The sequence below is a fragment of the Rhodococcus sp. NPDC058505 genome, assembly GCF_042720095.1.
Classification (GTDB): domain Bacteria; phylum Actinomycetota; class Actinomycetes; order Mycobacteriales; family Mycobacteriaceae; genus Rhodococcus_G.
On record NZ_JBHXNB010000013.1, the window covers coordinates 45,679 to 67,263 of the forward strand.

The following is a 21,585-nucleotide window of genomic DNA, read 5'->3' on the forward strand; positions in this document are numbered from 1 at the left end:
CGGTGCTGTCGGTGGGCCGGGGCACACTGCCGGGCATGCGCGCACTGCTCGACCTGATCCTCCCCCGCGAGTGCGGTGGCTGCGGCGTCGCGGGCACCCTGTGGTGCGCGCGCTGCGCGACACAGCTGGCGGGACCGCCGGTCGCGGTGTCGCCGCGGATCGATACGGGGGTCCCGGTGTGGGCGGTGGGAGCACACGGCGGGGCGCGGCGGGCGGCGGTGATCGCGGCGAAGGAACGGGGCCGCCGCGACCTCGCCCGCCCCCTCGGCGCCGCGCTGGCCGGTGCGGTGCGACAGTTGCGCGCACTCGGCGAACTCGATCCCCCCGAGCTGGCCGGGCTGACGGTCGTTCCCGCGCCGACCCGGCGGCGAGCGGCACGGGCCAGGGGCGGCGATCCGGTGCTGGCGATGGTGCGATGCGCGGCCGAGCGGTTGGCCCCGGAGGCGGTGCGGGTCGAGCGTGCCCTGAGTTTCGGTGCTGGCGTTCGGGATTCGGTCGGGCTCTCGGCGCACGCCCGAGTCGCGAACCTGGCGGGACGGGTCCGGGCCACCCCGCCGGTGGGGACCGTCCGGTCGGATTGCGTGGTGTTCGTCGACGACGTCCTGACCACCGGGGCGACCGCGGCGGAGTCCGTTCGCGCGCTCGCGGGGGTCGGTGTCCGGGTCGACGCGGTGCTGGTGATCGGGGTCGCATGACGCGTTCGACCCGAATGCTGGCACTTGTGTCGAACTCGTACTACCGTCGCCAGCACAGCCGACGACACGGGTGGGAGGTGATAGTTCCAAACCCTGACGCCGGGCGGTCCCCTTCCCGGCGTAGCTCATCCGCCGCAGGTCAAATTCTTGGCTCGGCCGTATTCGGGAGGTACGCGTGACGACCCCTTCGACAGCATCTGTCTTCGTTCAGGACGCTGCAGAATCCACCGGGCAATCCGATGCCCCACGCTCCGAGATCGTGGTGAAGGGCCGCAATGTCGAGGTCCCGGACCATTTCCGGGTCTACGTTTCCGAGAAGCTCGCTCGTCTTGAGCGCTTCGATCCGACGATCTACCACATCGACGTCGAACTCCAGCACGAACGAAACCGCAGGCAGGCGAAGAACTGCCAGCGGGTCGAGATCACCGCCCGAGGTAAAGGGCCCGTGGTTCGCGCCGAGGCCGCCGCCGACAGCTTCTACGCCGCCTTCGAGAGCGTGACCGCCAAGCTCGAGGCCCGGCTGCGTCGGACCAAGGATCGCAGGCGCGTCCACTACGGAGACAAGACCCCGGTGTCGGTCGCGCAGGCGACCGCCGCGCTCGCCGAGGACGATTCGCTCGGCATCTCCCCGGACCTGTCGCTCGAGCCGGAACAACCGGAGGGCCCCGGCCAGATCGTGCGGACGAAGGTGCATTCCGCCGCCCCGATGGCCGTCGACGATGCGCTGTACGAGATGGAACTGGTCGGACACGACTTCTTCCTGTTCCACGACAAGGAGACCGACCGACCGTCGGTCGTGTACCGGCGTCACGCGTTCGACTACGGACTGATCCGGCTCGCCTGACCGGGCAGACCCGCGCTGGCCAGCGGCAACCTGACCGCAACACCGACCCGGATCGGTTGAGGACGTCGCGGCGGAAGCCTGAGTAACCGACAAGAATGAGTGGTCGATCGACTCGAGCGGCGGCCGCAGCGCCTACCATGGGATCCGGTCGAGGGGTTCGCTCCTCTCGACCGGATCCTGCTGCGATGCCTGCCGGATCGCACACCCGCCCGCCGAGACCCTAGGACGTTCACACCCGTGCCCTCGCTGTCACTGTCCAAGCTGCTCCGTGTTGGTGAAGGTCGCATGGTCAAGCGGCTTAAGCACATCGCCGAGCACGTCGATACCCTCTCGCCCGAGTACGAGGCGCTGTCCGACCAGCAGTTGCGGGACAAGACGGGGGAGTTCCAGCAGCGGTTCGCACGCGGGGAATCCCTCGACGACCTGCTGCCGGAGGCGTTCGCGGTGGCCAGGGAGGCGTCCGCGCGGGTGCTCGGCCAGAAGCACTACATCGTGCAGATCATGGGCGGTGCCGCGCTGCACTTCGGCAATGTCGCGGAGATGAAGACCGGCGAGGGCAAGACCCTGACCTGCGTCCTTCCCGCCTACCTCAACGCCATCGCGGGCCGGGGCGTGCACGTCGTCACCGTCAACGACTACCTGGCCAAGCGTGACTCCGAGTGGATGGGGCGGGTGCACCGCTCGCTGGGCCTCGAGACCAGCGTGATCCTGTCCGGGATGACCCCGGCGCAGCGGCGGGAGGCGTACGCCGCCGACATCACCTACGGCACCAACAACGAGTTCGGTTTCGACTACCTGCGCGACAACATGACGCACACCCTCGACGACCTCGTCCAGCGTGGGCACAACTTCGCGATCGTCGACGAGGTCGACTCCATCCTCATCGACGAGGCCCGCACCCCGCTGATCATCTCCGGTCCGGCGGACGCGTCCAGCAAGTGGTACGGCGAGTTCGCGCGGATCGCGCCGCTGCTGAAGCGGGACGTGCACTACGAGGTCGACATCAAGAAGCGCACCGTCGGCGTGCACGAGGCCGGGGTCGAGTTCGTCGAGGACCAGCTCGGCATCGAGAACCTGTACGAGGCCGCGAACTCGCCGCTGGTCAGCTACCTGAACAACGCGATCAAGGCGAAGGAGCTGTACCAGCGGGACAAGGACTACATCGTCCGGGACGGCGAGGTGATCATCGTCGACGAGTTCACCGGACGCATCCTCGTCGGCCGCCGCTACAACGAGGGCATGCACCAGGCGATCGAGGCCAAGGAGAAGGTCGAGATCAAGGCCGAGAACCAGACCCTCGCCACGATCACGCTGCAGAACTACTTCCGGCTCTACGACAAGCTGTCCGGCATGACCGGTACCGCCGAGACGGAGGCGGCGGAGCTGCACCAGACCTACGAGCTTGGCGTCATCCCGATCCCGACGAACCGGCCGATGGTCCGCGTCGACCAGGGCGACCTGATCTACAAGACGGAGGAGGCCAAGTTCGATGCCGTCGTCGACGACGTCGCCGAGCGGCACGCGAAGGGGCAGCCGGTCCTGATCGGCACCACCAGCGTCGAGCGGTCCGAGTACCTGTCGAAGCAGTTCACCAAGCGCGGGATCGCGCACAACGTGCTCAACGCCAAGTTCCACGAGAAGGAGGCGCAGATCGTCGCGGAGGCGGGCCGCACCGGCGCGGTGACCGTCGCCACCAACATGGCGGGCCGCGGCACCGACGTCGTGCTCGGCGGCAACCCGGACATCATCGCCGACGTGCTGCTGCGCAAGCAGGGCCTTGACCCGGTGGAGACCCCCGACGAGTACGAGGCGGCCTGGGAGGGCGCGCTCGCGCAGGTGCAGGCGCAGGTGAAGGCGGACGCCGACCAGGTGCGGGACGCGGGTGGCCTGTACGTGCTCGGCACCGAGCGGCACGAGTCGAGGCGCATCGACAACCAGCTCCGCGGTCGGTCGGGTCGTCAGGGCGACCCCGGCGAGTCCCGGTTCTACCTGTCGCTGGGCGACGAGCTGATGCGCCGCTTCAACGGCGCGGCGCTGGAGTCGATCATGACGCGGCTGAACCTGCCGGACGACGTGCCGATCGAGGCGAAGATGGTCTCGAAGGCGATCAAGAGCGCGCAGACCCAGGTCGAGCAGCAGAACTACGAGATCCGCAAGAACGTCCTCAAGTACGACGAGGTGATGAACCAGCAGCGCACCGTCATCTACGAGGAGCGCCGCCAGATCCTCGAGGGCGAGGACATGGAGGGCCAGGTCGAGACGATGATCACCGACGTGGTCACCGCCTACGTGGACGGGGCGACGGCCGAGGGGTACGTCGAGGACTGGGATCTCGACCAGCTGTGGACCGCGTTGAAGACCCTCTACCCGGTCGGTGTCGAGCATCGGGCCCTCACCGGTGAGACCGAGGACGGTGACCGCGGCGACCTGTCCCGCGAGGAACTGCGCGATGCGCTGCTCGCGGACGTCCGCTCGGCCTATGCGCAGCGGGAGCAGCAGATCGACGCCATCGCAGGCGAGAACGGCATGCGGGAGCTCGAGCGCCGGGTGCTGCTGTCCGTGCTCGACCGCAAGTGGCGCGAGCACCTCTACGAGATGGACTACCTCAAGGAGGGCATCGGGCTGCGGGCGATGGCCCAACGGGATCCCCTCGTCGAGTACCAGCGTGAGGGCTACGACATGTTCACCGCGATGCTCGAGGGCCTGAAGGAAGAGTCGGTCGGGTTCCTGTTCAACCTGCAGGTCGAGGCGGCGCCCGCGCCGGAACAGTCCGGCTGGACCACCGCGGCCGCCGCCGCGCGCAGCGAGTCGGTTGCTCCGGCCCGGACCGCGACCCCGCCGCCGAGCCAGGGCGGGCAGCAGCAGGCACCCACCGCGCAGGCCGCGCCTGCCGCGCTGCGGGCGAAGGGGCTCGACGATCAGGAGGAGGGTGCGTTGACCTTCTCCGGACCGGCCGAGGACGGGACCGCGTCGGTCCGTACCAGCGGGGATCCCACGTCCGTGGTCGGGCCGACCCGACGCGAGCGCAGGCAGGCCGAGCGGGACACCAAGAAGAAGAAAAAGCGCTAGCCGCGGCCGGCGTCAGCCGACCTGAAGTGACGTGAACCTCCAGCCGCCCCCGGCGTCCGCGGACCGCCGGCGGGCGGCTGGTGCGCGTTCGAGGCGTCCCGCGATGGCGAACGTGCGGCCGCCGCGGACGTAGCTGCCGAAGACCTCGGCCCGGTCCTGGTCCAGCGGTCGCACGTGCACCCGACGCAGGTGCGCGGTGCCGAGCCCGCGCCCCGGTGCGCCCGCCCTGACGACCGCGGTCACGAGGTCGAACGGGGTCGACCCCAGCAGCGGACGCAGGGTGGACAGGTGGCGACGGCGGTCGAGTGCCTCGAGGACCATCCGCAGGGCCATCTCGCCGAATCGTCGACATCCGAGGTCCGGGACGCCGGGTGCCTCGCCGTCGCCCGCTGGGTGCCGGTCGGCGGCGGCGGCGTGCCGCGGGGTGAGGGTGCGATGCGGGAGGGGTCGCGGGGTGCGGAGTGCGAGCCGGTGCGTGTGCCTCGGCGGTGTTGGCTCGGTGGGCGGTTCGGGGCTGGGGGCGTCGGTGACGTAGGTCCTCAATGGTGCTCTCCTCGTCGACGGGCTGCCGGTGCGGCGGCGGCGATTCCGCCGACACCGCGGTACGGGGTCGATCCCGGGGAGAGTCCGGACGGTGCGAGGATGGCACGAATTGCCATCGCCCGCACGGTTTCCGGTATTCCGGCGCGGCGCCAGGGCGGGCCAGCCCTAGGGTGGGGGCCGTGCGTGGGCTGATCCTCGACTTCGGTGGAGTCCTTGACGGGCCGGGTTCCGACCCGGAACCGCTGGTGGCCGTGGTCGCGGACCTGCGGGCCCGCGGGGTGCGGACCGCGATCCTCAGCAACGACCCCGGTGGTCCGGGCGGTGCCGCGCTGCGGGGGCTCGGCGGCCGCGTCGTCGACGAGGTGGTCCTCTCGGGTGATGTCGGCCTCGCGAAACCGGATCCGCGCATCTTTCTGCATGCCGCCCGACTGCTGGGCGTCCCGCCAGCGCGCTGCGTGTTCGTCGACGACCTGATCGGCAACGTCCGAGGCGCAGTCGCGGTGGGGATGGTCGGTGTCCACCATGTGGGCGCGGACGCCACCGTCGAGGAACTGCGGATACTGTTCGATTCCGAGCCCGGCGGGGCGGGCGGAGACGGCCCGGCGTCCCCCGATGCGGGGGACGGATGAACACGGGGGCGGCATGGACACCAGGCTGACGACGCAGGACGCGTCCTTCTACTTCCTCGAAGCGAGCAGCACCCCGATGCATCTGGGGTCCCTGGCGATCCTGCGGGCCCCCGACGGCGGCCTCGACCACGAGGATCTGCTCAGCCACGTCGAGCACCGGCTTCCGCTCGTTCCCCGCTACCGGCAGCGGGTGCGGGAGGTGGCGCTCGGGTTGGCGCGGCCGGTGTGGGTCGACGACCGGGACTTCGACATCACCTATCACGTGCGCCGGTCGGCGCTGCCCAAGCCGGGCTCCGACGAGCAGTTGTACGACCTCGTCGCCCGACTGACGTCACGACCGCTGGACCGCAGCAGGCCACTGTGGGAGATGTATCTCGTCGAGGGGTTGGCCGACGACCGGATCGCGATCTTCACCAAGTCGCACACGGCGCTCGTCGACGGTGTCGACGCGCTTGAGATCGGGCAGGTGATCTTCGATCGATGCGACCATCCGCGCGAGGTCCCCGCGGAACTATGGATGCCCGCGCGGGAGCCGCGGGAGGCCGAGCTGGTGATGAACGCGGTCGCCGAGATGATCACCCGGCCCGCGGAGGGCGTCGCGACGGTCCGCATGCGGGTGGGTGACGTCGCAGGAACGGCGGCGGCCGCGATCGGCAACGTGGCGGCGCTGCTGCGCACCGCGGCGTCGACGGCGCCCGCCACCCCGCTGAACGCCACCATCTCGCGGAACCGGCGGTTCGCGACCGCGAAGACGTCGCTCGACGACTACCGGACGGTGCGCCGCCGCTTCGGGTGCGCGGTGAACGACGTGATCCTCGCGGTGTTGACCGGGGCGTTGCGGAACTGGCTGCTGTCCAGGGGCGAACCGGTCACCGCGTTCTCGACGGTCCGGGCGATGGTGCCGATGGCGATCGACGCGCCGGGCAGCGACGAGCGGCGGGCGTCGTCGCTGCTGATCGATCTGCCGGTCGGGGAGCCCAATCCGGTTGTCCGGCTGTCCCACATCGCGCACGCGACCGAGGCACACACCCAGCAGAACCGGACGGTGGCGGCCCAGACCCTGGTTCGGGTGTCGGGGACCGCCCCGGCGACCCTGCACGCGATGGGGCTGCGGATGGCGAGTGGGCTGTCGCAGCGGATGTTCAACGTGATGATCACCAACGCGCCGGGCCCGCAGTCGACGCTGTGCCTCGGGGGCGCGCAGCTGCTGGAGACGTATCCGGTGTCGCCGCTGATCCGCAACCAGGCGCTGAGCATCGGCCTGACGTCGTACGACGGCCACGTCTACTACGGTTTGAACGGTGACCGGGACGCGATGTCCGACGTCGACGTGATCACCGGGTTGCTGTACGAGGCGCTCGACGAGTTGGTGGAAGTCTGCCGGTGAAGGGGAATGCATGAGGGTTTACGTGCCCGCGACGATCGCGATGTTGCAGCGGTTGGTCGCCGAGGAGGAGCTGAACCCGGTCAGCCGGACCGCGTTCGCGGTGACGCCTGCGTTGCGGGAGTCCTACGCGACCGGTGACGATGACGAGCTCGCCGAGGTGGCGATGACCGAGGCGGCCCGGGCATCGCTGCGGTTGATCGCAACCGAGGCGGGGGAGCGTGAGCGACCCGAGGCCGCCGAGGGCGAGCACCCGGCGGGGTCGGTGATGTATCGGCGGGCGGTGATCGCCGCCGACGTGGACGAGGTGGCGCTGCGCCCGGACCTCGACGACGCGGTGGTCCGGCTCGCGGCCCCGCTGCCGCTGTCCGCGGTGGCGTCGGTGCACGTCGACCTCTCGGCTGCGGAGGCCGCGGTCGAGCGGGCCGCCGAGGTCGTCGACGCCGCCGACCTCGGTGACGCGGACGCCGAGTTCGTGCTCGGGGATGCGGAGGACCACGATCTGGCCTGGTATGCCACCCAGGAACTCCCCTTCCTGCTCGACCTGCTCTGAGCGTCCGGCGGAGTGCGTGACAGGCTGCCTCACCTGCGGGTAACCTACGGGCCCGTAACCTCTGCGAGTGGATGGAAGTTTGATGGGCTTGAGGAAGTGGCTCGAGGCGCCGGCGGCCGACGTGTCGGCACCGCGACGGCCGAGTGTGAACATGCTGCGCGGGGCGGTGACCCGGGTGACGACGCCGCTGCTGCCGGACGACTTCCTGCACCTGGCCAATCCGTTGTGGTCGGCCCGCGAACTGCGCGGCAAGGTGGTCGAGGTGCGGACCGAGACCGCGGACTCGGCGACCCTGGTGATCAAGCCGGGCTGGGGCTTCGACTTCGACTACCAGCCCGGTCAGTACATCGGCATCGGGATCCTCGTCGACGGCCGGTTCCACTGGCGCTCCTACTCGTTGACGTCGCCGCCGAGTCGTGAGCACCGGCTGATCACGATCGCGGTGAAGGCGATGCCGGAGGGTCGGCTGTCGAGCCACCTGATCAACGGCGTCCCCGCGGGCACCGTGGTCCGGCTCGCCGCGCCGCAGGGCAACTTCCTGCTGCCCGAGCCGCCGCCGGAGAAGATCCTGTTTCTCACCGCGGGCAGCGGCATCACGCCGGTGATGGCGATGCTGCGGTCGATGGTCCGGCGCGGCACCGTGCCCGACGTGGTGCACGTGCACTCGGCGCCGACCGAGCAGGACGTGATGTTCGGCGACGAACTGGCCGCGCTGCACGACGCGCACCCGAGCTTCGTCTCCCACGTGCAGTGCACGCGCGGCGGTGGCCGGTTCCGGCTCGCCGACCTCGACGAGCTGTACCCGGACTGGCGGGAGCGGCAGACCTGGGCGTGCGGGCCGGTCGAGATGCTTGACGAGGTGGAGCGGGTGTGGGCCGAGGCGGGCCTCACCGACCGCTTGCACACCGAGCGGTTCACGATCGCGCGGGCCGACACCTCCGGGCAGGGCGGCACGGTGACGTTCGCGAAGTCGGACCGCACCGCGGACGTCGACGGCGTCACCACGATTCTGGAGGCGGGCGAGAACCTCGGCGTGCAGATGCCGTTCGGCTGCCGGATGGGCATCTGCCAGACCTGCGTCGCGCCCCTGCTGTCGGGCCACGTCCGCGACCTGCGGTCCGGGCAGGAGCACGGCGAGGGCGAGCGGGTGCAGACGTGCGTCTCGGTCGCGGCCGGCGACTGCACCATCGATCTGTAGCGCCGACGATGGCCATCACGGACATCAGAGAGTTCTCGCACCTGACCGAGGGGGACATCGAGGAGCTCGGGCGGGAACTGGACCGGATCCGCAGGGACGTCGAGGAGTCGCGGGGCGCCGCGGACGCCCGGTACGTCCACAACGTGATTCGGGCCCAGCGGGCACTCGAGATCGGTGGCCGGGCGATCCTGTTCGGCAGCAGGTACCGGCCCGCGTGGATCGCGGGGACTGCGATGCTCGGCCTCGCGAAGATCGTCGAGAACATGGAGCTCGGGCACAACATCGTGCACGGCCAGTGGGACTGGATGAACGACCCGGAGATCCACTCCACAACGTGGGAGTGGGATCAGACCGGGCCGTCGTCGCAGTGGAAGCGGGCGCACAACTACTCGCATCACACCTTCACGAACGTCGTCGGGATGGACGAGGACGTCCAGTTCGGAATCATCCGGATGACCAGGGACGTGCCCTGGCGGCCGATCAATCTGCTGCAGCCGGTCGCCAATGTGGTGCTGGCCGCCGGGTTCGAGTGGGGCATCGCGCTGCACGACTGGAAGATCACCAGGGCGGGGGAGGCGGCGCGGGGGCAGGAACACGTGCGCGCGGTCGACCGGGCGTTCCTGCGCAAGGCGACCCGGCAGGTGGTCAAGGACTACGTGCTGTTCCCGGCGATCACCGGGCCCGCGTGGCGAAGCACCCTGACCGCGAACGCGACCGCGAACCTGATCCGCAACGTGTGGGCGTACGCGGTGATCTTCTGCGGGCATTTCCCCGACGGCGCCGAGAAGTTCACGGTCGCCGAGCAGGAGCGGGAGACCCGACCGGAGTGGTACCTGCGGCAGATGCTGGGCAGCGCGAACATCTCCGGTGGGCGTGCGTTGGACTTCCTGACCGGGAACCTGAGCTTCCAGATCGAGCACCACCTGTTCCCGGACCTGCCCAGCAACCGGCTGCGCGAGGTGTCGGTGCGGGTGCGGGCGCTGTGCGACGAGTACGACCTGCCGTACACGACCGGGCCGCTGTCGCGGCAGTACCTGCTGGCGCTGCGCACCGTGCTCAAGCTGTCCCTCCCGGACCGATTCCTGACCGCGACGTCGGACGATGCGCCGGAAACGTCGTCGGAGCGCAGGTTCGGCGACGGGGGTGCCCCGCGGGTGGATCCGGCGACCGGACGCCGGGTCGGGCTGCGGTCCGCGCTGCGGCGGCTGCGCGGCAGGTGAGGGCGACGCCTGTGATTGACGTCACAGGCCGCCGACGGAAACCTACGCTGGCGTAACCTACGGTACGGTAGGCCGGTAATCGACGAGCAGGACCTGGAGAACGATGGCTATTTCGGACGTCAAGGAATACGCGCACCTCACCGAGGCCGACATCGAGGCCCTCGGTCGGGAGCTGGATGCGATCCGACGCGACATCGAGGCGTCCCGCGGCGAGCGGGACGCCCGGTACCTGCGTAACACCATCCGGCTGCAGCGCTCCCTCGAGGTCGGTGGCCGCGCGGTGCTCTTCGGCAGCCGCAAGCGCCCGTTGTGGGCGCTCGGTGCCGGCATGCTCGGGGTCGCGAAGATCATCGAGAACATGGAGCTCGGGCACAACGTGATGCACGGGCAGTGGGACTGGATGAACGACCCCGAGGTGCACTCGAGCAGCTGGGAGTGGGACGTGGTCGGCCCGTCCGCCCACTGGAAGCAGACCCACAACTACCTGCACCACAAGTACACCAACATCCTCGGCATGGACGACGACGTGGGATACGGGCTGCTGCGCGTCACCCGGGATCAGCGGTGGAAGCCGTTCAATGCGGGGAACCTCGTCTACAACACCCTGCTCGCGCTGTTCTTCGAGTTCGGCATCGCCGCCCAGCATGTCGAGCTCGGCAAGGTCGCGAAGGGGCGGGACGACCGCGAGGAAACCAAGCGCAAGCTGCGCGAGGTCCGCGACAAGATGGGCAAGCAGCTGCTCAAGGACTACGTCGTCTTCCCCGCGCTGACCGGCAGGGCGTGGAAGTCGACGATGAGCGCAAACTTCACCGCGAATGTGATCCGCAACGTGTGGACCAACGCCGTTATTTTCTGCGGGCACTTCCCGGACGGCGCCGAGAAGTTCACCAAGGCCGACGTCGACAACGAGACGCAGGCCCAGTGGTACCTGCGGCAGATGCTCGGCAGCGCAAACATTTCGGGCGGCCGCGCCATGGACTTCATGACCGGCAACCTCAGCTACCAGATCGAGCATCACATCTTCCCGGATCTGCCGTCGAACCGCTACGCGGAGATCGCGGTGCGGGTCCGCGAACTGTGCGACAAGTACGACCTGCCGTACACCACGGGGCCGCTGCTGGTGCAGTACGGGAAGGCGTGGCGCACCATCGCCAAGCTGTCGCTGCCGAACACGTACCTCACCGACACCACGGACGACGCGCCGGAGACCGCCTCCGAGCGCAAGTGGGAGGGCCGCGAGGCCGTCCTCACCCGGGATCCGGCGACCGGGCGTTCGCGCGGGCTCAAGACCGCGATCCGGGAGAGCAGGAAGCGGCGCGGGCTGCGGAAGCTGTTGCCCCGCTGACCATCCGGCGGGCTCGGCAGGCCGAGACGTCGACGCGTGCATGCGCAGGTGGACCCGCCCGTGACGGTGGGTCCACCTGCGCGTCACGACCACCCGGTGGATCCGGGGTCGCTCGCGGAGCCGGAGGTGGCTACTCGGGAGGCTCGTTGGAGGAGCCGACGATCGACGACCCGAGGTCGATGAGGGTGGCGAAGATGCTCCTGACATCGCCGAAGATGGCCGAACCTGCGTCGATGACGTCCTCGAAACTACCCATCTGAGTTACTCCTTGTCTCGTGACGGCGGGGAAATCCAGCCTGTGTCGTGACCTGAGCTGATTCGAATCAGATTGAGCTCGTACAGCGTAAACACAGGGACCGGGGTGTGGCATCCCGGGCGGGCCGCGGTGGCCGAATCGTGATCTCGCCCGGTGATGCCGCCGGTCTCACCAGGTTTCGTTCGACGACAGCGCCACCAGCAGCTGTCGGACCGCGCCGGCGCGGCGCGCTGCCTGCCCGTCGAGTCGGTCCAGCGCGCACTCGGGGTCCGCGGGCGGCCCGAGATGGGTGCACCCGCGGGGGCAGTCCTCGATCGCGGACGCCAGGTCGGCGAACGCGCCCATCACGTCGTCGGGCGAGATGTGGGCGAGGCCGAACGACCGGATGCCGGGCGTGTCGATCACCCAGCCGCGGGGCGCCCCCTCCGGGGCGCCAGCGCGGATCGGCAGCGGCAGCGCGACGGACTGCGTCGAGGTGTGCCTGCCCTTGCCCACCCCGGACACCACCCCGGTCGCCCGATCTGCCTCCGGGACAAGGCGATTGACGAGCGTCGACTTGCCGACACCGGAATGGCCGATCAGTGCGGTGACCGTCCCCGCCAGAATGCGCTCGACGGTGTCCAGTGGTTCCGAGGTTCCGGCCAATACCACCGGGACGTCGAGGTCCTCGAAGGCCGCCGCGAACTCGCGGTGGTCGGCGAGATCGCCCTTCGTCAGGCAGAGGATCGGATCGAGTCCGCCGACATAGGCGGCGACCAGTGCTCGCTCCACGAAGCCGGTCCGCGGCGGCGGGTCGGCGAGCGCGACCACGATCAGCAACTGCGAGGCGTTCGCGACCACGACCCGCTCGTACGGGTCGGTGTCGTCGGCGGTCCGGCGCAGCACGGTGGCCCGGTCCTCGACCCGCACGATTCGGGCCAGGGTGTCCACGCGTCCCGACACGTCACCGACCACGCCGACCCGGTCCCCGACGACGATCGGGGTGCGGCCGAGTTCCCGCGCCCGCATCGCGACGACCGGGCGGTCGGGGTCGTCGTCCAGCACGCAGCCCCACCGTCCGCGGTCGACGGAGACGACCATCGCGGACTCGGCGGACCGGTGCTCCGGCCGCTTCTTGGTGCGGGGTCGTGAGCCCTTGCCCGGGCGGACCCGGACATCGGACTCGTCGTACCGGCGCGCGCTCAGGAGGATGCCCCGATGCGATCGGAAAGCATGTCCGCCCACAACTTCTCGAAGCCGGGGAGGGTCTTCGCTGTGGTCTCCACGTCGTCGACGTGGACGTCGTCGACGACCAGCCCGACGATCGCACCCGCGGTGGCCATCCGGTGATCCGCGTACGAGCCCCACTCGCCCCCGTGCAGCGGTCGCGGGTCGATGTGCAGGCCGTCCGCGGTCTCGGTTGCCGCGCCGCCGAGGTTGTTGATCTCGGCGGACAGCGCTGCGAGCCGGTCGGTTTCGTGCCCGCGCAGGTGGGCGATGCCACGCAGCGTCGACGGCGAGTCGGCGAGCGCGGCGAGCGCGGCGACCGTGGGGGTGAGCTCGCCGACGTCGTGCAGGTCGACGTCGATGCCGTGCAGGCGGTCCGGTCCGGTGACCGTCAGCACCGAATCATCAAGGGACACGGCGGCCCCCATGTCGGTGAGGATGCCGCGGATCGCGTCACCGGGCTGGGTCGTCGACGCGGGCCACCGCGGCACGCTCACCACGCCACCCGTCACCGCGGCCGCCGCGAGGAACGGGGTCGCGTTCGACAGGTCGGGTTCGACCACCCAGTCCACCGCGGCGACGGGTCCCGGCTCGACCCGCCAGATCACCTGCCCCCCCGCGGCGGGGGTGTGCACCCGCACCCCGGCGGTGCGCAGCATCTCCACGGTCATGTCGATGTGCGGCATCGACGGCACCGCCGCGCCCGCATGGCGCACCACGACGCCGTCGGTGAACCGCGCCGCGGACAGCAGCAGGCCGGACACGAACTGCGACGACCCGGACGCGTCGATCGTCACCTCACCGCCCGCGACGGCGCCGCGGCCGGTGACGGTGAACGGCAGTCCGTCGCCGTCGATCGACACACCGAGGCCGCGCAGCGCGTCGAGGATGGTGCCGAGGGGGCGGCTGCGGGCCTGCTCGTCACCGTCGAACGCGACCGCGCCGTCGGCGAAGGCCGCCACCGGGGGCAGGAATCGCATCACGGTGCCGGCAAGGCCGCAGTCCACGCCGGCGCCGTGCAGCGGCCCCGGCGTGACGCGCAGGGTGGTGGGGGAGTCGAGTTCGGTGATGTCGACGCCGAGCGCGCGCAGGGCATCGATCATCAGGTCGGTGTCGCGGCTGCGGAGGGTTCCGGTGACGGTGGACGGCCCGTCGGCGAGCGCGGCGAGGATCAGCGCCCGGTTGGTGATCGACTTCGACCCCGGCAGGGTCACGGTCGCGTGCACGGGCGATACGGCTCGGGGCGCTCTCCACAGACTCACGGCCACCATCTTCCCGCATCGGGCGGCACGCCGGTCGGCACGCCCCCTGCACGTGTCGGTGCGGGCGACCAGAATGGACGGCATGTGCGGGAGATATGCGACCACGGTCGACCCGGCCCTGCTCGCGGTCGAACTTGATGCGGTCGACGAGACCGGGTCGGCGCCGCCGCGGCCGACCGAGCGGTACAACGTCGCGCCGACCGACCCGGTGCTCGCCGTCGTCGCCCGGCACGACCGGGAACACCCCGACGCCGACCCGACGCGGCGGATCCGGCGGATGCGGTGGGGGCTGGTGCCGCCGTGGACGAAGGCGGGCGAGGACGGTGCGCCGGTCCGGTCGGCGCCGCTGTTCAACGCCCGCGCCGACACCGCACCGACGAAGCCGGCGTTCCGGGCCGCGGTGCGGGGTAAGCGGGCGCTGATCCCGATGGACGGCTGGTACGAGTGGACGACCGAGCCGACCGCGGCGGGCAAGGCGGTGAAGGTCCCCCACTACCTGACCCCGGCCGACGGGTCGCGGCTGTTCATGGCCGGGCTCTGGTCGGTGTGGCACGACCCCGCGGCCCGGGCTGGCGCGAGCGTCCCGCTGCTCAGCTGCACGATCCTGACCACCGACGCGGTCGGGGAACTGCGGTCCGTGCACGATCGGATGCCGCTGATCCTCACCCCGGACCACTGGGACCGCTGGCTCGACCCCGACGGTGAGGACCCCGGCGACCTGCTCGCCGGGGTCTCCGAGGCGGTCGCGGCGGGCATCGAGATCCGGCGCGTCTCGGACCGCGTCAACAGCGTCCGCAACGACGGCGCCGACCTGATCGCGCCCGCCGCGCCGCCCGGCACCGCCATCGGCGAGCAGATCAGCCTGCTCTGATCCCCGCGTGCGTTCCCTAATGTCACATTGGCTTACGTGGCGACCCCCAATGTGACATTACGGAACCTGGGGTGAGGGTGCGGGGGAGGCGAGGTCGCTGACCTCGGCAACCAGTTCCAGCGACCGCAGCCACGCGGACCGGTCCGTTGCCGAGGAGACGACCATCAGCTCGTCGGCGCCGGTGCGTGCGGTGAACGTGTCGAGGTAGTCGCGCACCTGCTGCGCGGTGCCGACCGCGGTGTACCGCAGCATCTGCAGCACCTGCTGGCCCGCCGGCGAGGTGAGGACGAGGTCCGTCTCCTCCGGCGTGAAGGTGCGGCCGCGGCCGACGAACAGTTGGACCCGCTTGCGTTGGGTCGCGGTGAACAGGGCCTGCGCCTCGTCCTCGGTGTCGGCGGCGATGACGTTGACGGCCGCGATCACGTACGGCTCCGCGAGCTGCGCCGACGGGCGGAACTCGCGGCGGTAGATCGCGATCGCGTCGTCGAGGGCGTTGGGGGCGAAATGTGAGGCGAACGCGTACGGCAGGCCGAGCATCGCCGCGAGTTTCGCGCCGAACAGCGACGAGCCGAGGATGTACAGCGGCACGTTCGTGCCCTTGCCCGGGGTGGCCTCGATGCCCGCCACCCGGGTCGGGCCGGTGAGGTAGCCCTGCAGTTCGAGGACGTCCTGCGGGAAGGAGTCGGCGGACGACGGGTCCCGGCGCAGCGCCCGCATCGTCTGCTGGTCGCTGCCCGGGGCGCGGCCGAGTCCGAGGTCGATGCGGCCCGGATGCAGTTCGGCGAGGGTGCCGAACTGTTCGGCGATGGTCAGCGGCGCGTGGTTCGGCAGCATGACGCCACCGGATCCGAGCCGGATGGACTCGGTGTTCGCGGCGATGTGCGCGATCAGGACGCTCGTCGCCGACGAGGCAATCGACGGCATGTTGTGGTGTTCTGCGTACCAGATACGTTGGTAGCCTTGTCGTTCAGCGGCCCGGGCCATCTCGACGCTGGCGCGGAAGCTGTCCCGGGCGTGCTCGCCGTCGCCGATCTGCGCGAGGTCGAGGATGGAGAGCGGAACGGTCACGAGGGCACCGGCTTTCTGACACGGACACATGGTTGCCACGTGCAACGGTTTCGCCGGGCGGGTTTGTTCCCGACGGGTCAGCCCGCGGTGATCGGCGCCAGCACCGCCCCGGTCAACCGAACCAGGTCCCGCGGGTCCAGGTCGATCTCCAGGCCGCGGCGGCCCGCGCTGCACAGCACCCGATCCCAGTCGGTGGCGGACGCGTCGATCACCGTCGGCAGCGTCCGGCGCTGCCCCAGCGGGGAGATGCCGCCGAGCACGTAGCCCGTCGACCGCTCCGCGTCCGCCTGCTCCGCCATCACCGCCTTCCCCGCGCCGAGTGCCGCGGCGGCCGCCTTGAGCGACAGCTTCGACGGGACCGGGAGCACCGCGACCGCGAGTTTGCCGTCCGAGGTCTTGATCACCAGCGTCTTGAGGATCTGCGCGGCGTCAAGGCCGAGCTCTCCCGCCAGCGCATCGACGGCCTCGGTGCCGTAGGAGGCGTTGGTCGGGTCGTGGTCGTATCCGTGGACGCGATGCGGAACCTTGGCCTTGACCAGGGTCTGGGTCGCCGGGGTTGCGGAGCCTGCCATGCCTGAAGACTGTAGGGCCGCGGGCGGTGGTCGTTGCGGTGGGGAACAGTCTTCGCCGTCGGCGCGTTGCACCGGGCACGTTGGTCCATGTCGGAAGGAGCCGCCGGTGTCGGTGCAATGCCTCGAACGTCCCGCAGCGAGGAAGGTCGTGAGGGGCGCTGATCGACAGCCCGTCGGGCCGGTGGCGGTAGCCTTGATCTCTGACGAGAGCGAAGGGATCACCGTGCCCAACGACCTGAGCGAACCCCGAGACACCGGCCCGGATGTTGGCGCCGCAGGTGAGACGGAGGCCGAGCTGACGCAGCGATTCGAGCGGGACGCGTTGCCGTTGCTCGACCAGCTGTACGGCGCCGCGCTGCGGATGACCCGCAACCCCGCCGACGCGGAGGACCTGGTGCAGGAGACGTACGTCAAGGCGTACTCCGCGTTCCGTTCCTTCAAGGAGGGCACCAACCTCAAGGCGTGGCTGTACCGCATCCTGACCAACACGTACATCAACTCGTACCGGAAGAAGCAGAGGCAGCCCGCGCAGTACCCGACCGACGAGATCACCGACTGGCAGCTCGCCGCCACCGCCGAGCACACCTCGCAGGGTCTGCGGTCGGCGGAGGTGGAGGCGCTCGATGCGCTGCCCGACGACGAGATCAAGAACGCGCTGCAGCAGCTGCCGGAGGAGTTCCGGATGGCCGTCTACTACGCGGACGTCGAAGGGTTCCCGTATAAGGAGATCGCCGAGATCATGGGTACCCCGATCGGAACGGTCATGTCGCGGCTGCACCGCGGCAGGAAGCAACTGCGCGGGCTGCTCGCCGATGTCGCCCGCGAACGCGGATTCAACCGCGGCGCCACCATAACAACCACAGGCCAGGAGCAGGAGGCGTCCCGGTGAGCGAGCAGAACGAATTCGAGCGGCTCGACTGCTCCGCCGTGATCGCCGACGTCTGGCTGATGCTCGACAACGAATGCGACGAGCGCACCCGCGCCCGGTTGCAGCAGCACATGGAGGACTGCGGCTCCTGCTTCGAGGCCTACGGCATCGAGGCGAAGGTGAAGTCGCTGCTCTCGCGCAAGTGCGGCGGCGAGCACGCGCCGGAGGGCCTCCGGCAGCGGCTGCGGATTCAGCTGAGCCAGACCACGATCGTCACCCGCATCGATCCCGCGCAGTAGCAAGGACGTCGAACGGGCGGTTACCGGAACATCACCCGAGAGGGGGACGCGGTAACCGCCCGTTCGGCGTTACTGGCTTCGTCTACGCGCTCAGGCGTTGGGACGCTTGCCGTGGTTTGCGGCACTGCCCTTGCGGCTGCGCTTCTTGCGACCACGCTTACCCATGGTTGTCTCCCTTCTTGTCCGATCTCGCTCGGGGACATTCTTCCACGTGTGGTTGGCTGTACTTCCACTGGTAGGTCCCAACACAAGTGAGGTGCTCGATGGCCGAAGACGTGCGCGCCGAAATGGTCTCCACCGTCTTCCAGGTGGTTGTCGCCGCCGGTGACGCGGTGAAGGAGGGGGACACCCTCGTGATCCTGGAGTCGATGAAGATGGAGATCCCGGTGATCGCGGAGGTCGACGGCACCGTCACCTCGGTCGACGTCGCGGTCGGCGACGTCATTCAGCAGGGCGACCTGATCGCCGTCATCTCCTGACCCGCGCCGCCGATGTCGACCCTCAGTGACCTGCTCGCCGAGCACACCGAACTCCCCGGTGAGGGCGTTGACCACCTCCAGCGGGTGGTCGGGGAGTGGCAACTGCTTGCGGACCTGTCGTTCGCCGACGTGCTGCTCTGGGTCTCCACCGACGCCGGGCTCGCCGAGCAGGACGAGGATGCCCGGCTGGTGTGCGTCGCCCAGTGTCGTCCCACGACCGCGCCGACGGCGTTCGCGGAGGACGCGGTGGGCTGGGTGGTCTCGGACAGCGAGCATCCGCACGTGCGGCAGGCGCTCACCGAGTGGCGGATCGTGCGGGTGCAGGACTCCGGGGGAGGCAACCCGGTGCGCCGCGAGGCCATCCCGGTGCGCTGCAACGGGGACGTGATCGCGGTGCTGAGCCGCGACACCAACCCGACGCAGCAGCGGCAGTCGAGCCCGCTGGAGGTGGCCTACCTCGACTGCGCGGCCGAGCTGTGCCAGATGATCAGCGAGGGCACCTTCCCGACGCCGGAGGAGCAGAGCGAGATCCTGTCCAGCCCCCGGGCCGGGGACGGCTTCATCCGGCTCGACCCGGACGGCATCGTCGTCTACGCGAGCCCGAACTCACTGTCGGCGTATCACCGGATGGGGCTGACCACGACCACGCTCAAGGGTCGGGACCTGGCCGCGGTGACCCGCACCCTGATCACCGACCCGTTCGACGCGCAGGATGTCGCCACCGACATTCGCGCCGCCCTCGCCGGGAAGGCGGGCAAGCGGATGGAGGTCGAGGCGCGCGGGGCGATCGTGCTGCTGCGCACGCTGGTGTTGCGGCCCGGCGGAAACCCGGCGGGCGCCGTGGTCCTGATTCGGGATGTCACCGAGGTCAAACGCCGCGACCGGGCTCTGCTCAGCAAGGACGCCACCATCCGGGAGATCCACCACCGGGTGAAGAACAACCTGCAGACGGTGGCCGCGCTGCTGCGATTGCAGGCCCGCCGCACCCAGAACGACGAGGCGCGGCTGGCGCTCGCCGAGTCGGTGCGCCGGGTCACCTCGATTGCGCTCGTCCACGACATCCTGTCGATGTCCGTCGACGAGGAGGTCAACCTCGACGAGGTCGTCGACCGGCTGGTGCCGATCATGGCGGACGTGGCCGCGGTCAACAGCACGGTGCAGATCCGCCGGGAGGGCAGTTTCGGGGTGTTTCCCGCGGAGCGGGCCACACCGCTGGTGATGGTGCTGACCGAGCTGGTGCAGAACGCCATCGAGCACGGGTACGAGCCGGGACAGGACGGGACGGTGACGCTGCGGGCGACGCGGTCGGCGCGCTGGCTGGACGTGGTGATCCACGACGACGGGACGGGCCTGCCCGACGGTTTCAGCCTGGAGCGCTCGGAGAGCCTGGGCCTGCAGATCGTGCGGACCCTGGTGTCCGCGGAACTCGGTGGCTCGCTCGGGTTGCGCCCCGCTCGGCGCGGTGGTGGAACGGAGGCGGCGTTGCGGGTTCCGTTGGGGCGCCGTGCCGCCACCCGCGTGTGACCGTCGCTCGGTGTGAACAGCGCTGAGGCCCGGCACCTTTCGGTGCCGGGCCTCAGTGACGACAGCTGTGTGTCAGACCGCGCTGCGAGCCCGGGTGCGTGCGTTCCGCCGCTTGAGCGCGCGCCGCTCGTCCTCGCTCATGCCGCCCCACACGCCTGCGTCCTGACCCGACTCGAGGGCCCACGACAGGCAATCGGCGGTCACGGGGCAGCGGTTGCACACCAGCTTGGCGTCCGCGATCTGCGCGATGGCCGGTCCACTGTTGCCCACAGGGAAGAACAACTCCGGGTCCTCGTCCCGACAGATTGCCTTGTGGCGCCAGTCCATCCTTCTGCTCCTTTACCGGGTGCATCGCACCGTGTCGTCTGTGTGTTCGTTGGCAGCGGACTGGCTCCGGAAGTCGGGCCGTCACGCACCGTTGCGTATCGCGTCGTTCATGCGCGGTTGAGTCGAATGTTTCCGCGCTGTTGCTTGTGAATGCTTTCACGAACGCGCAGGAAGTCAATAGAAAATGGCCCGTCCGTGGGGTAACTCACTATTGCGAATCACCCGGTGTGGTCTGCATTACTTTGTACCCCGCTCGCGGGACTTTTGCACTATGGGAGTAGGGTTCTTGCCCGGCTCCGCGCCCGCCGTGCGGCATCGGCGGCGGGGTCGGCACGGCGTCAGCCGCGGCTCGGGGCCACCATCGTCAGCGCGTCGCGCACCGCGACGAAGTTCACCTCGGTGCGCTTTCCGATGTAGTCCCCGTCCATCTGGAGCCCGATCGGGGTGGTCGAGGTGATCCGCACCCGAGGGGTGTCATCCACCCGAAAAAGGTTGCGCGACTTCGGGTTCGACCCCGGCTTCAGGAGCTGGCGCACCATCGGCAGGCTCCGTGCGATGCTCATCGTGCGCATCGCGAACACGCCGAGACCGGTGTCGAAGGCGGTGTCTGGGTTGACCGCGACGGGGCGCTGGTTCAGGTACGTCCACGGGCTCGAGTTCGACACGAACGCGTAGTGCACCCCGTCGACCGGCTCGTGCCCCGGCACCTCCACCGTCAGCGTCGGCTCGATCCGCCGGGTCCGGAGGAAGGTGCGCACCGCGGTCCGCACGTACCGGGACGGGGTCGCTGCGTGGCCCTTCGCGCGGGCAAGGTCGATCGCCTCGCACACCTGCGCGTCCAGCCCGAGCCCGGCATTGAAGGTGAACCATCGGCCGTCGCAGTGCGCCAGCCCGATTCGTCGCCGCTCCCGCAGCTCGAGCAGTTCGATCAGCTGGTTCGTCGCAACCACGGGATCCGGGTCGATGCCGAGGGAGCGGGCGAAGACGTTCGCGGACCCACCCGGCACCACCGCGACGAGCGGGGTCGGTCCGATCGTCAGCGCGCTCATCGACCCGGGCTCCGGGGCGCCGAGCAGTCCGTTGACGACCTCGTTGACGGTGCCGTCGCCGCCGTGCACGATGATCAGCCCGATCCCCTCGATGACCGCCCGCCGGGCCAGCTCGGCGGCGTGACCACGGTGGGTGGTGTGCACCACCCGGACCTGCACCCGGCTCGACAGGGCATGCGCGAGCAGGTCCCGGGCAGCCGGGGTGGTCGAGGTCGCATTCGGGTTCACGATCAGCAGCGCGCGCACGGATCACGAGCTTAGGGCGTCGGCGCCGGCCCGCGCCCAACGCGGTCGCCGGGACGCTGGCGGCGACCCGGGTGCCGC

General features: G+C 69.9%; 23 protein-coding genes. 14 read left to right on the forward strand and 9 right to left on the reverse strand.

Annotation, left to right across the window (positions count from 1 at the left end; all coding sequences use genetic code 11):
• Positions 1-35 precede the first annotated feature (35 nt).
• The 3 genes from ACFWPA_RS12135 to secA all read left to right on the forward strand — a co-directional run bounded on the left by ACFWPA_RS12135 (position 36) and on the right by secA (position 4,608).
• Positions 36-695, forward strand: a complete 660-nt coding sequence (locus ACFWPA_RS12135; RefSeq protein WP_378570291.1) for a ComF family protein — start codon at positions 36-38, stop codon at positions 693-695.
• 175 nt (positions 696-870) lie between these two features.
• Positions 871-1,539, forward strand: a complete 669-nt coding sequence (gene hpf / locus ACFWPA_RS12140; RefSeq protein WP_378506938.1) for a ribosome hibernation-promoting factor, HPF/YfiA family — start codon at positions 871-873, stop codon at positions 1,537-1,539.
• A 237-nt stretch (positions 1,540-1,776) separates the two neighbouring features.
• The gene (gene secA / locus ACFWPA_RS12145; protein WP_378506939.1) at positions 1,777-4,608 is read left to right on the forward strand and encodes a preprotein translocase subunit SecA; all 2,832 of its coding nucleotides are present in this window, start codon (positions 1,777-1,779) and stop codon (positions 4,606-4,608) included.
• Positions 4,609-4,620: 12 nt separating this feature from the next.
• On the opposite strand, the gene ACFWPA_RS12150 is transcribed toward secA, so the two are convergent.
• Positions 4,621-5,151, reverse strand: a complete 531-nt coding sequence (locus ACFWPA_RS12150) for an Rv3235 family protein (protein ID WP_378570293.1) — start codon at positions 5,149-5,151, stop codon at positions 4,621-4,623.
• Between the two features lie 179 nt (positions 5,152-5,330).
• Here ACFWPA_RS12150 and ACFWPA_RS12155 point away from each other — a divergent pair, with 179 nt between their 5' ends.
• From ACFWPA_RS12155 to ACFWPA_RS12180, 6 genes are all read left to right on the forward strand, one after another.
• Positions 5,331-5,780, forward strand: coding sequence for an HAD-IA family hydrolase (locus ACFWPA_RS12155; RefSeq protein WP_378570295.1), 450 nt, complete (start codon positions 5,331-5,333; stop codon positions 5,778-5,780).
• A gap of 13 nt (positions 5,781-5,793) precedes the next feature.
• Positions 5,794-7,167 carry a wax ester/triacylglycerol synthase family O-acyltransferase gene (locus ACFWPA_RS12160; RefSeq protein ID WP_378506942.1) on the forward strand — a complete coding sequence of 458 codons (1,374 nt, stop codon included), beginning with the start codon at positions 5,794-5,796 and terminating at the stop codon, positions 7,165-7,167.
• A 10-nt stretch (positions 7,168-7,177) separates the two neighbouring features.
• A complete protein-coding gene (locus ACFWPA_RS12165) occupies positions 7,178-7,717 on the forward strand; it encodes a DUF6912 family protein (protein ID WP_378570297.1) in 540 nt (179 codons plus the stop codon).
• An 82-nt stretch (positions 7,718-7,799) separates the two neighbouring features.
• A complete protein-coding gene (locus ACFWPA_RS12170; RefSeq protein WP_378570299.1) occupies positions 7,800-8,915 on the forward strand; it encodes a ferredoxin reductase in 1,116 nt (371 codons plus the stop codon).
• 8 nt (positions 8,916-8,923) lie between these two features.
• Positions 8,924-10,135, forward strand: a complete 1,212-nt coding sequence (locus ACFWPA_RS12175; protein ID WP_378570301.1) for a fatty acid desaturase family protein — start codon at positions 8,924-8,926, stop codon at positions 10,133-10,135.
• 103 nt (positions 10,136-10,238) lie between these two features.
• Positions 10,239-11,480: a fatty acid desaturase family protein gene (locus ACFWPA_RS12180; RefSeq protein ID WP_378570303.1), complete on the forward strand. Its 1,242-nt coding sequence runs from the start codon at positions 10,239-10,241 to the stop codon at positions 11,478-11,480.
• A gap of 130 nt (positions 11,481-11,610) precedes the next feature.
• Here ACFWPA_RS12180 and ACFWPA_RS12185 read toward each other — a convergent pair whose 3' ends face one another.
• The 3 genes from ACFWPA_RS12185 to aroA form a co-directional block, all read right to left on the reverse strand.
• Positions 11,611-11,736: a hypothetical protein gene (locus ACFWPA_RS12185; protein WP_378506947.1), complete on the reverse strand. Its 126-nt coding sequence runs from the start codon at positions 11,734-11,736 to the stop codon at positions 11,611-11,613.
• A 168-nt stretch (positions 11,737-11,904) separates the two neighbouring features.
• Positions 11,905-12,960: a ribosome small subunit-dependent GTPase A gene (gene rsgA, locus ACFWPA_RS12190; protein WP_378506948.1), complete on the reverse strand. Its 1,056-nt coding sequence runs from the start codon at positions 12,958-12,960 to the stop codon at positions 11,905-11,907.
• Positions 12,918-14,213: a 3-phosphoshikimate 1-carboxyvinyltransferase gene (aroA, locus tag ACFWPA_RS12195; RefSeq protein ID WP_378570305.1), complete on the reverse strand. Its 1,296-nt coding sequence runs from the start codon at positions 14,211-14,213 to the stop codon at positions 12,918-12,920. The genes rsgA and aroA overlap by 43 nt, the downstream gene beginning before the upstream one ends.
• Positions 14,214-14,286: 73 nt before the next feature.
• Here aroA and ACFWPA_RS12200 point away from each other — a divergent pair, with 73 nt between their 5' ends.
• A complete protein-coding gene (locus ACFWPA_RS12200) occupies positions 14,287-15,075 on the forward strand; it encodes an SOS response-associated peptidase (protein WP_378570307.1) in 789 nt (262 codons plus the stop codon).
• A 57-nt stretch (positions 15,076-15,132) separates the two neighbouring features.
• On the opposite strand, the gene ACFWPA_RS12205 is transcribed toward ACFWPA_RS12200, so the two are convergent.
• Together ACFWPA_RS12205 and ybaK are read right to left on the reverse strand one after the other, a co-directional pair.
• On the reverse strand, positions 15,133-16,143 hold the full coding sequence (locus ACFWPA_RS12205; protein WP_378570309.1) for an LLM class flavin-dependent oxidoreductase: 1,011 nt from the start codon (positions 16,141-16,143) through the stop codon (positions 15,133-15,135).
• A 77-nt stretch (positions 16,144-16,220) separates the two neighbouring features.
• On the reverse strand, positions 16,221-16,715 hold the full coding sequence (ybaK, locus tag ACFWPA_RS12210; protein WP_378506952.1) for a Cys-tRNA(Pro) deacylase: 495 nt from the start codon (positions 16,713-16,715) through the stop codon (positions 16,221-16,223).
• A 235-nt stretch (positions 16,716-16,950) separates the two neighbouring features.
• On the opposite strand from ybaK, the gene ACFWPA_RS12215 reads away from it, so the two are divergent.
• The gene (locus ACFWPA_RS12215; RefSeq protein WP_378570341.1) at positions 16,951-17,604 is read left to right on the forward strand and encodes a sigma-70 family RNA polymerase sigma factor; all 654 of its coding nucleotides are present in this window, start codon (positions 16,951-16,953) and stop codon (positions 17,602-17,604) included.
• Entirely contained in the window at positions 17,601-17,882 is a 282-nt protein-coding gene (rsrA, locus tag ACFWPA_RS12220) for a mycothiol system anti-sigma-R factor (RefSeq protein WP_378506953.1), read from the forward strand. The genes ACFWPA_RS12215 and rsrA overlap by 4 nt, the downstream gene beginning before the upstream one ends.
• Positions 17,883-17,972: 90 nt before the next feature.
• Here the strand turns inward: rsrA and ACFWPA_RS12225 are convergent, their stop codons facing one another.
• A complete protein-coding gene (locus tag ACFWPA_RS12225) occupies positions 17,973-18,047 on the reverse strand; it encodes a 50S ribosomal protein bL37 (RefSeq protein WP_095887907.1) in 75 nt (24 codons plus the stop codon).
• 98 nt (positions 18,048-18,145) lie between these two features.
• Between ACFWPA_RS12225 and ACFWPA_RS12230 the strand changes: the two genes are divergently transcribed.
• Positions 18,146-18,361: a biotin/lipoyl-binding carrier protein gene (locus tag ACFWPA_RS12230; RefSeq protein ID WP_378506954.1), complete on the forward strand. Its 216-nt coding sequence runs from the start codon at positions 18,146-18,148 to the stop codon at positions 18,359-18,361.
• Positions 18,362-18,373: 12 nt separating this feature from the next.
• On the forward strand, positions 18,374-19,885 hold the full coding sequence (locus tag ACFWPA_RS12235) for a sensor histidine kinase (protein WP_378570312.1): 1,512 nt from the start codon (positions 18,374-18,376) through the stop codon (positions 19,883-19,885).
• Positions 19,886-19,957: 72 nt separating this feature from the next.
• On the opposite strand, the gene ACFWPA_RS12240 is transcribed toward ACFWPA_RS12235, so the two are convergent.
• A complete protein-coding gene (locus ACFWPA_RS12240) occupies positions 19,958-20,212 on the reverse strand; it encodes a WhiB family transcriptional regulator (protein ID WP_007537924.1) in 255 nt (84 codons plus the stop codon).
• Between the two features lie 338 nt (positions 20,213-20,550).
• The gene (locus ACFWPA_RS12245; RefSeq protein ID WP_378506956.1) at positions 20,551-21,507 is read right to left on the reverse strand and encodes a diacylglycerol/lipid kinase family protein; all 957 of its coding nucleotides are present in this window, start codon (positions 21,505-21,507) and stop codon (positions 20,551-20,553) included.
• Positions 21,508-21,585: the final 78 nt, after the last annotated feature.

Coding starts and splice junctions, on each gene's coding strand:
- ACFWPA_RS12135 (WP_378570291.1), top strand. CDS start 36: ATGCGCGCACTGCTCGACCTGATCCTCCCCCGCGAGTGCGGTGGCTGC.
- ACFWPA_RS12160 (WP_378506942.1), top strand. CDS start 5,794: ATGGACACCAGGCTGACGACGCAGGACGCGTCCTTCTACTTCCTCGAA.
- ybaK (WP_378506952.1), bottom strand. CDS start 16,715: ATGGCAGGCTCCGCAACCCCGGCGACCCAGACCCTGGTCAAGGCCAAG.
- ACFWPA_RS12170 (WP_378570299.1), top strand. CDS start 7,800: ATGGGCTTGAGGAAGTGGCTCGAGGCGCCGGCGGCCGACGTGTCGGCA.
- ACFWPA_RS12230 (WP_378506954.1), top strand. CDS start 18,146: ATGGCCGAAGACGTGCGCGCCGAAATGGTCTCCACCGTCTTCCAGGTG.
- ACFWPA_RS12180 (WP_378570303.1), top strand. CDS start 10,239: ATGGCTATTTCGGACGTCAAGGAATACGCGCACCTCACCGAGGCCGAC.
- ACFWPA_RS12240 (WP_007537924.1), bottom strand. CDS start 20,212: ATGGACTGGCGCCACAAGGCAATCTGTCGGGACGAGGACCCGGAGTTG.
- aroA (WP_378570305.1), bottom strand. CDS start 14,213: ATGGTGGCCGTGAGTCTGTGGAGAGCGCCCCGAGCCGTATCGCCCGTG.
- ACFWPA_RS12235 (WP_378570312.1), top strand. CDS start 18,374: ATGTCGACCCTCAGTGACCTGCTCGCCGAGCACACCGAACTCCCCGGT.
- ACFWPA_RS12200 (WP_378570307.1), top strand. CDS start 14,287: ATGTGCGGGAGATATGCGACCACGGTCGACCCGGCCCTGCTCGCGGTC.
- ACFWPA_RS12175 (WP_378570301.1), top strand. CDS start 8,924: ATGGCCATCACGGACATCAGAGAGTTCTCGCACCTGACCGAGGGGGAC.
- ACFWPA_RS12165 (WP_378570297.1), top strand. CDS start 7,178: ATGAGGGTTTACGTGCCCGCGACGATCGCGATGTTGCAGCGGTTGGTC.
- ACFWPA_RS12185 (WP_378506947.1), bottom strand. CDS start 11,736: ATGGGTAGTTTCGAGGACGTCATCGACGCAGGTTCGGCCATCTTCGGC.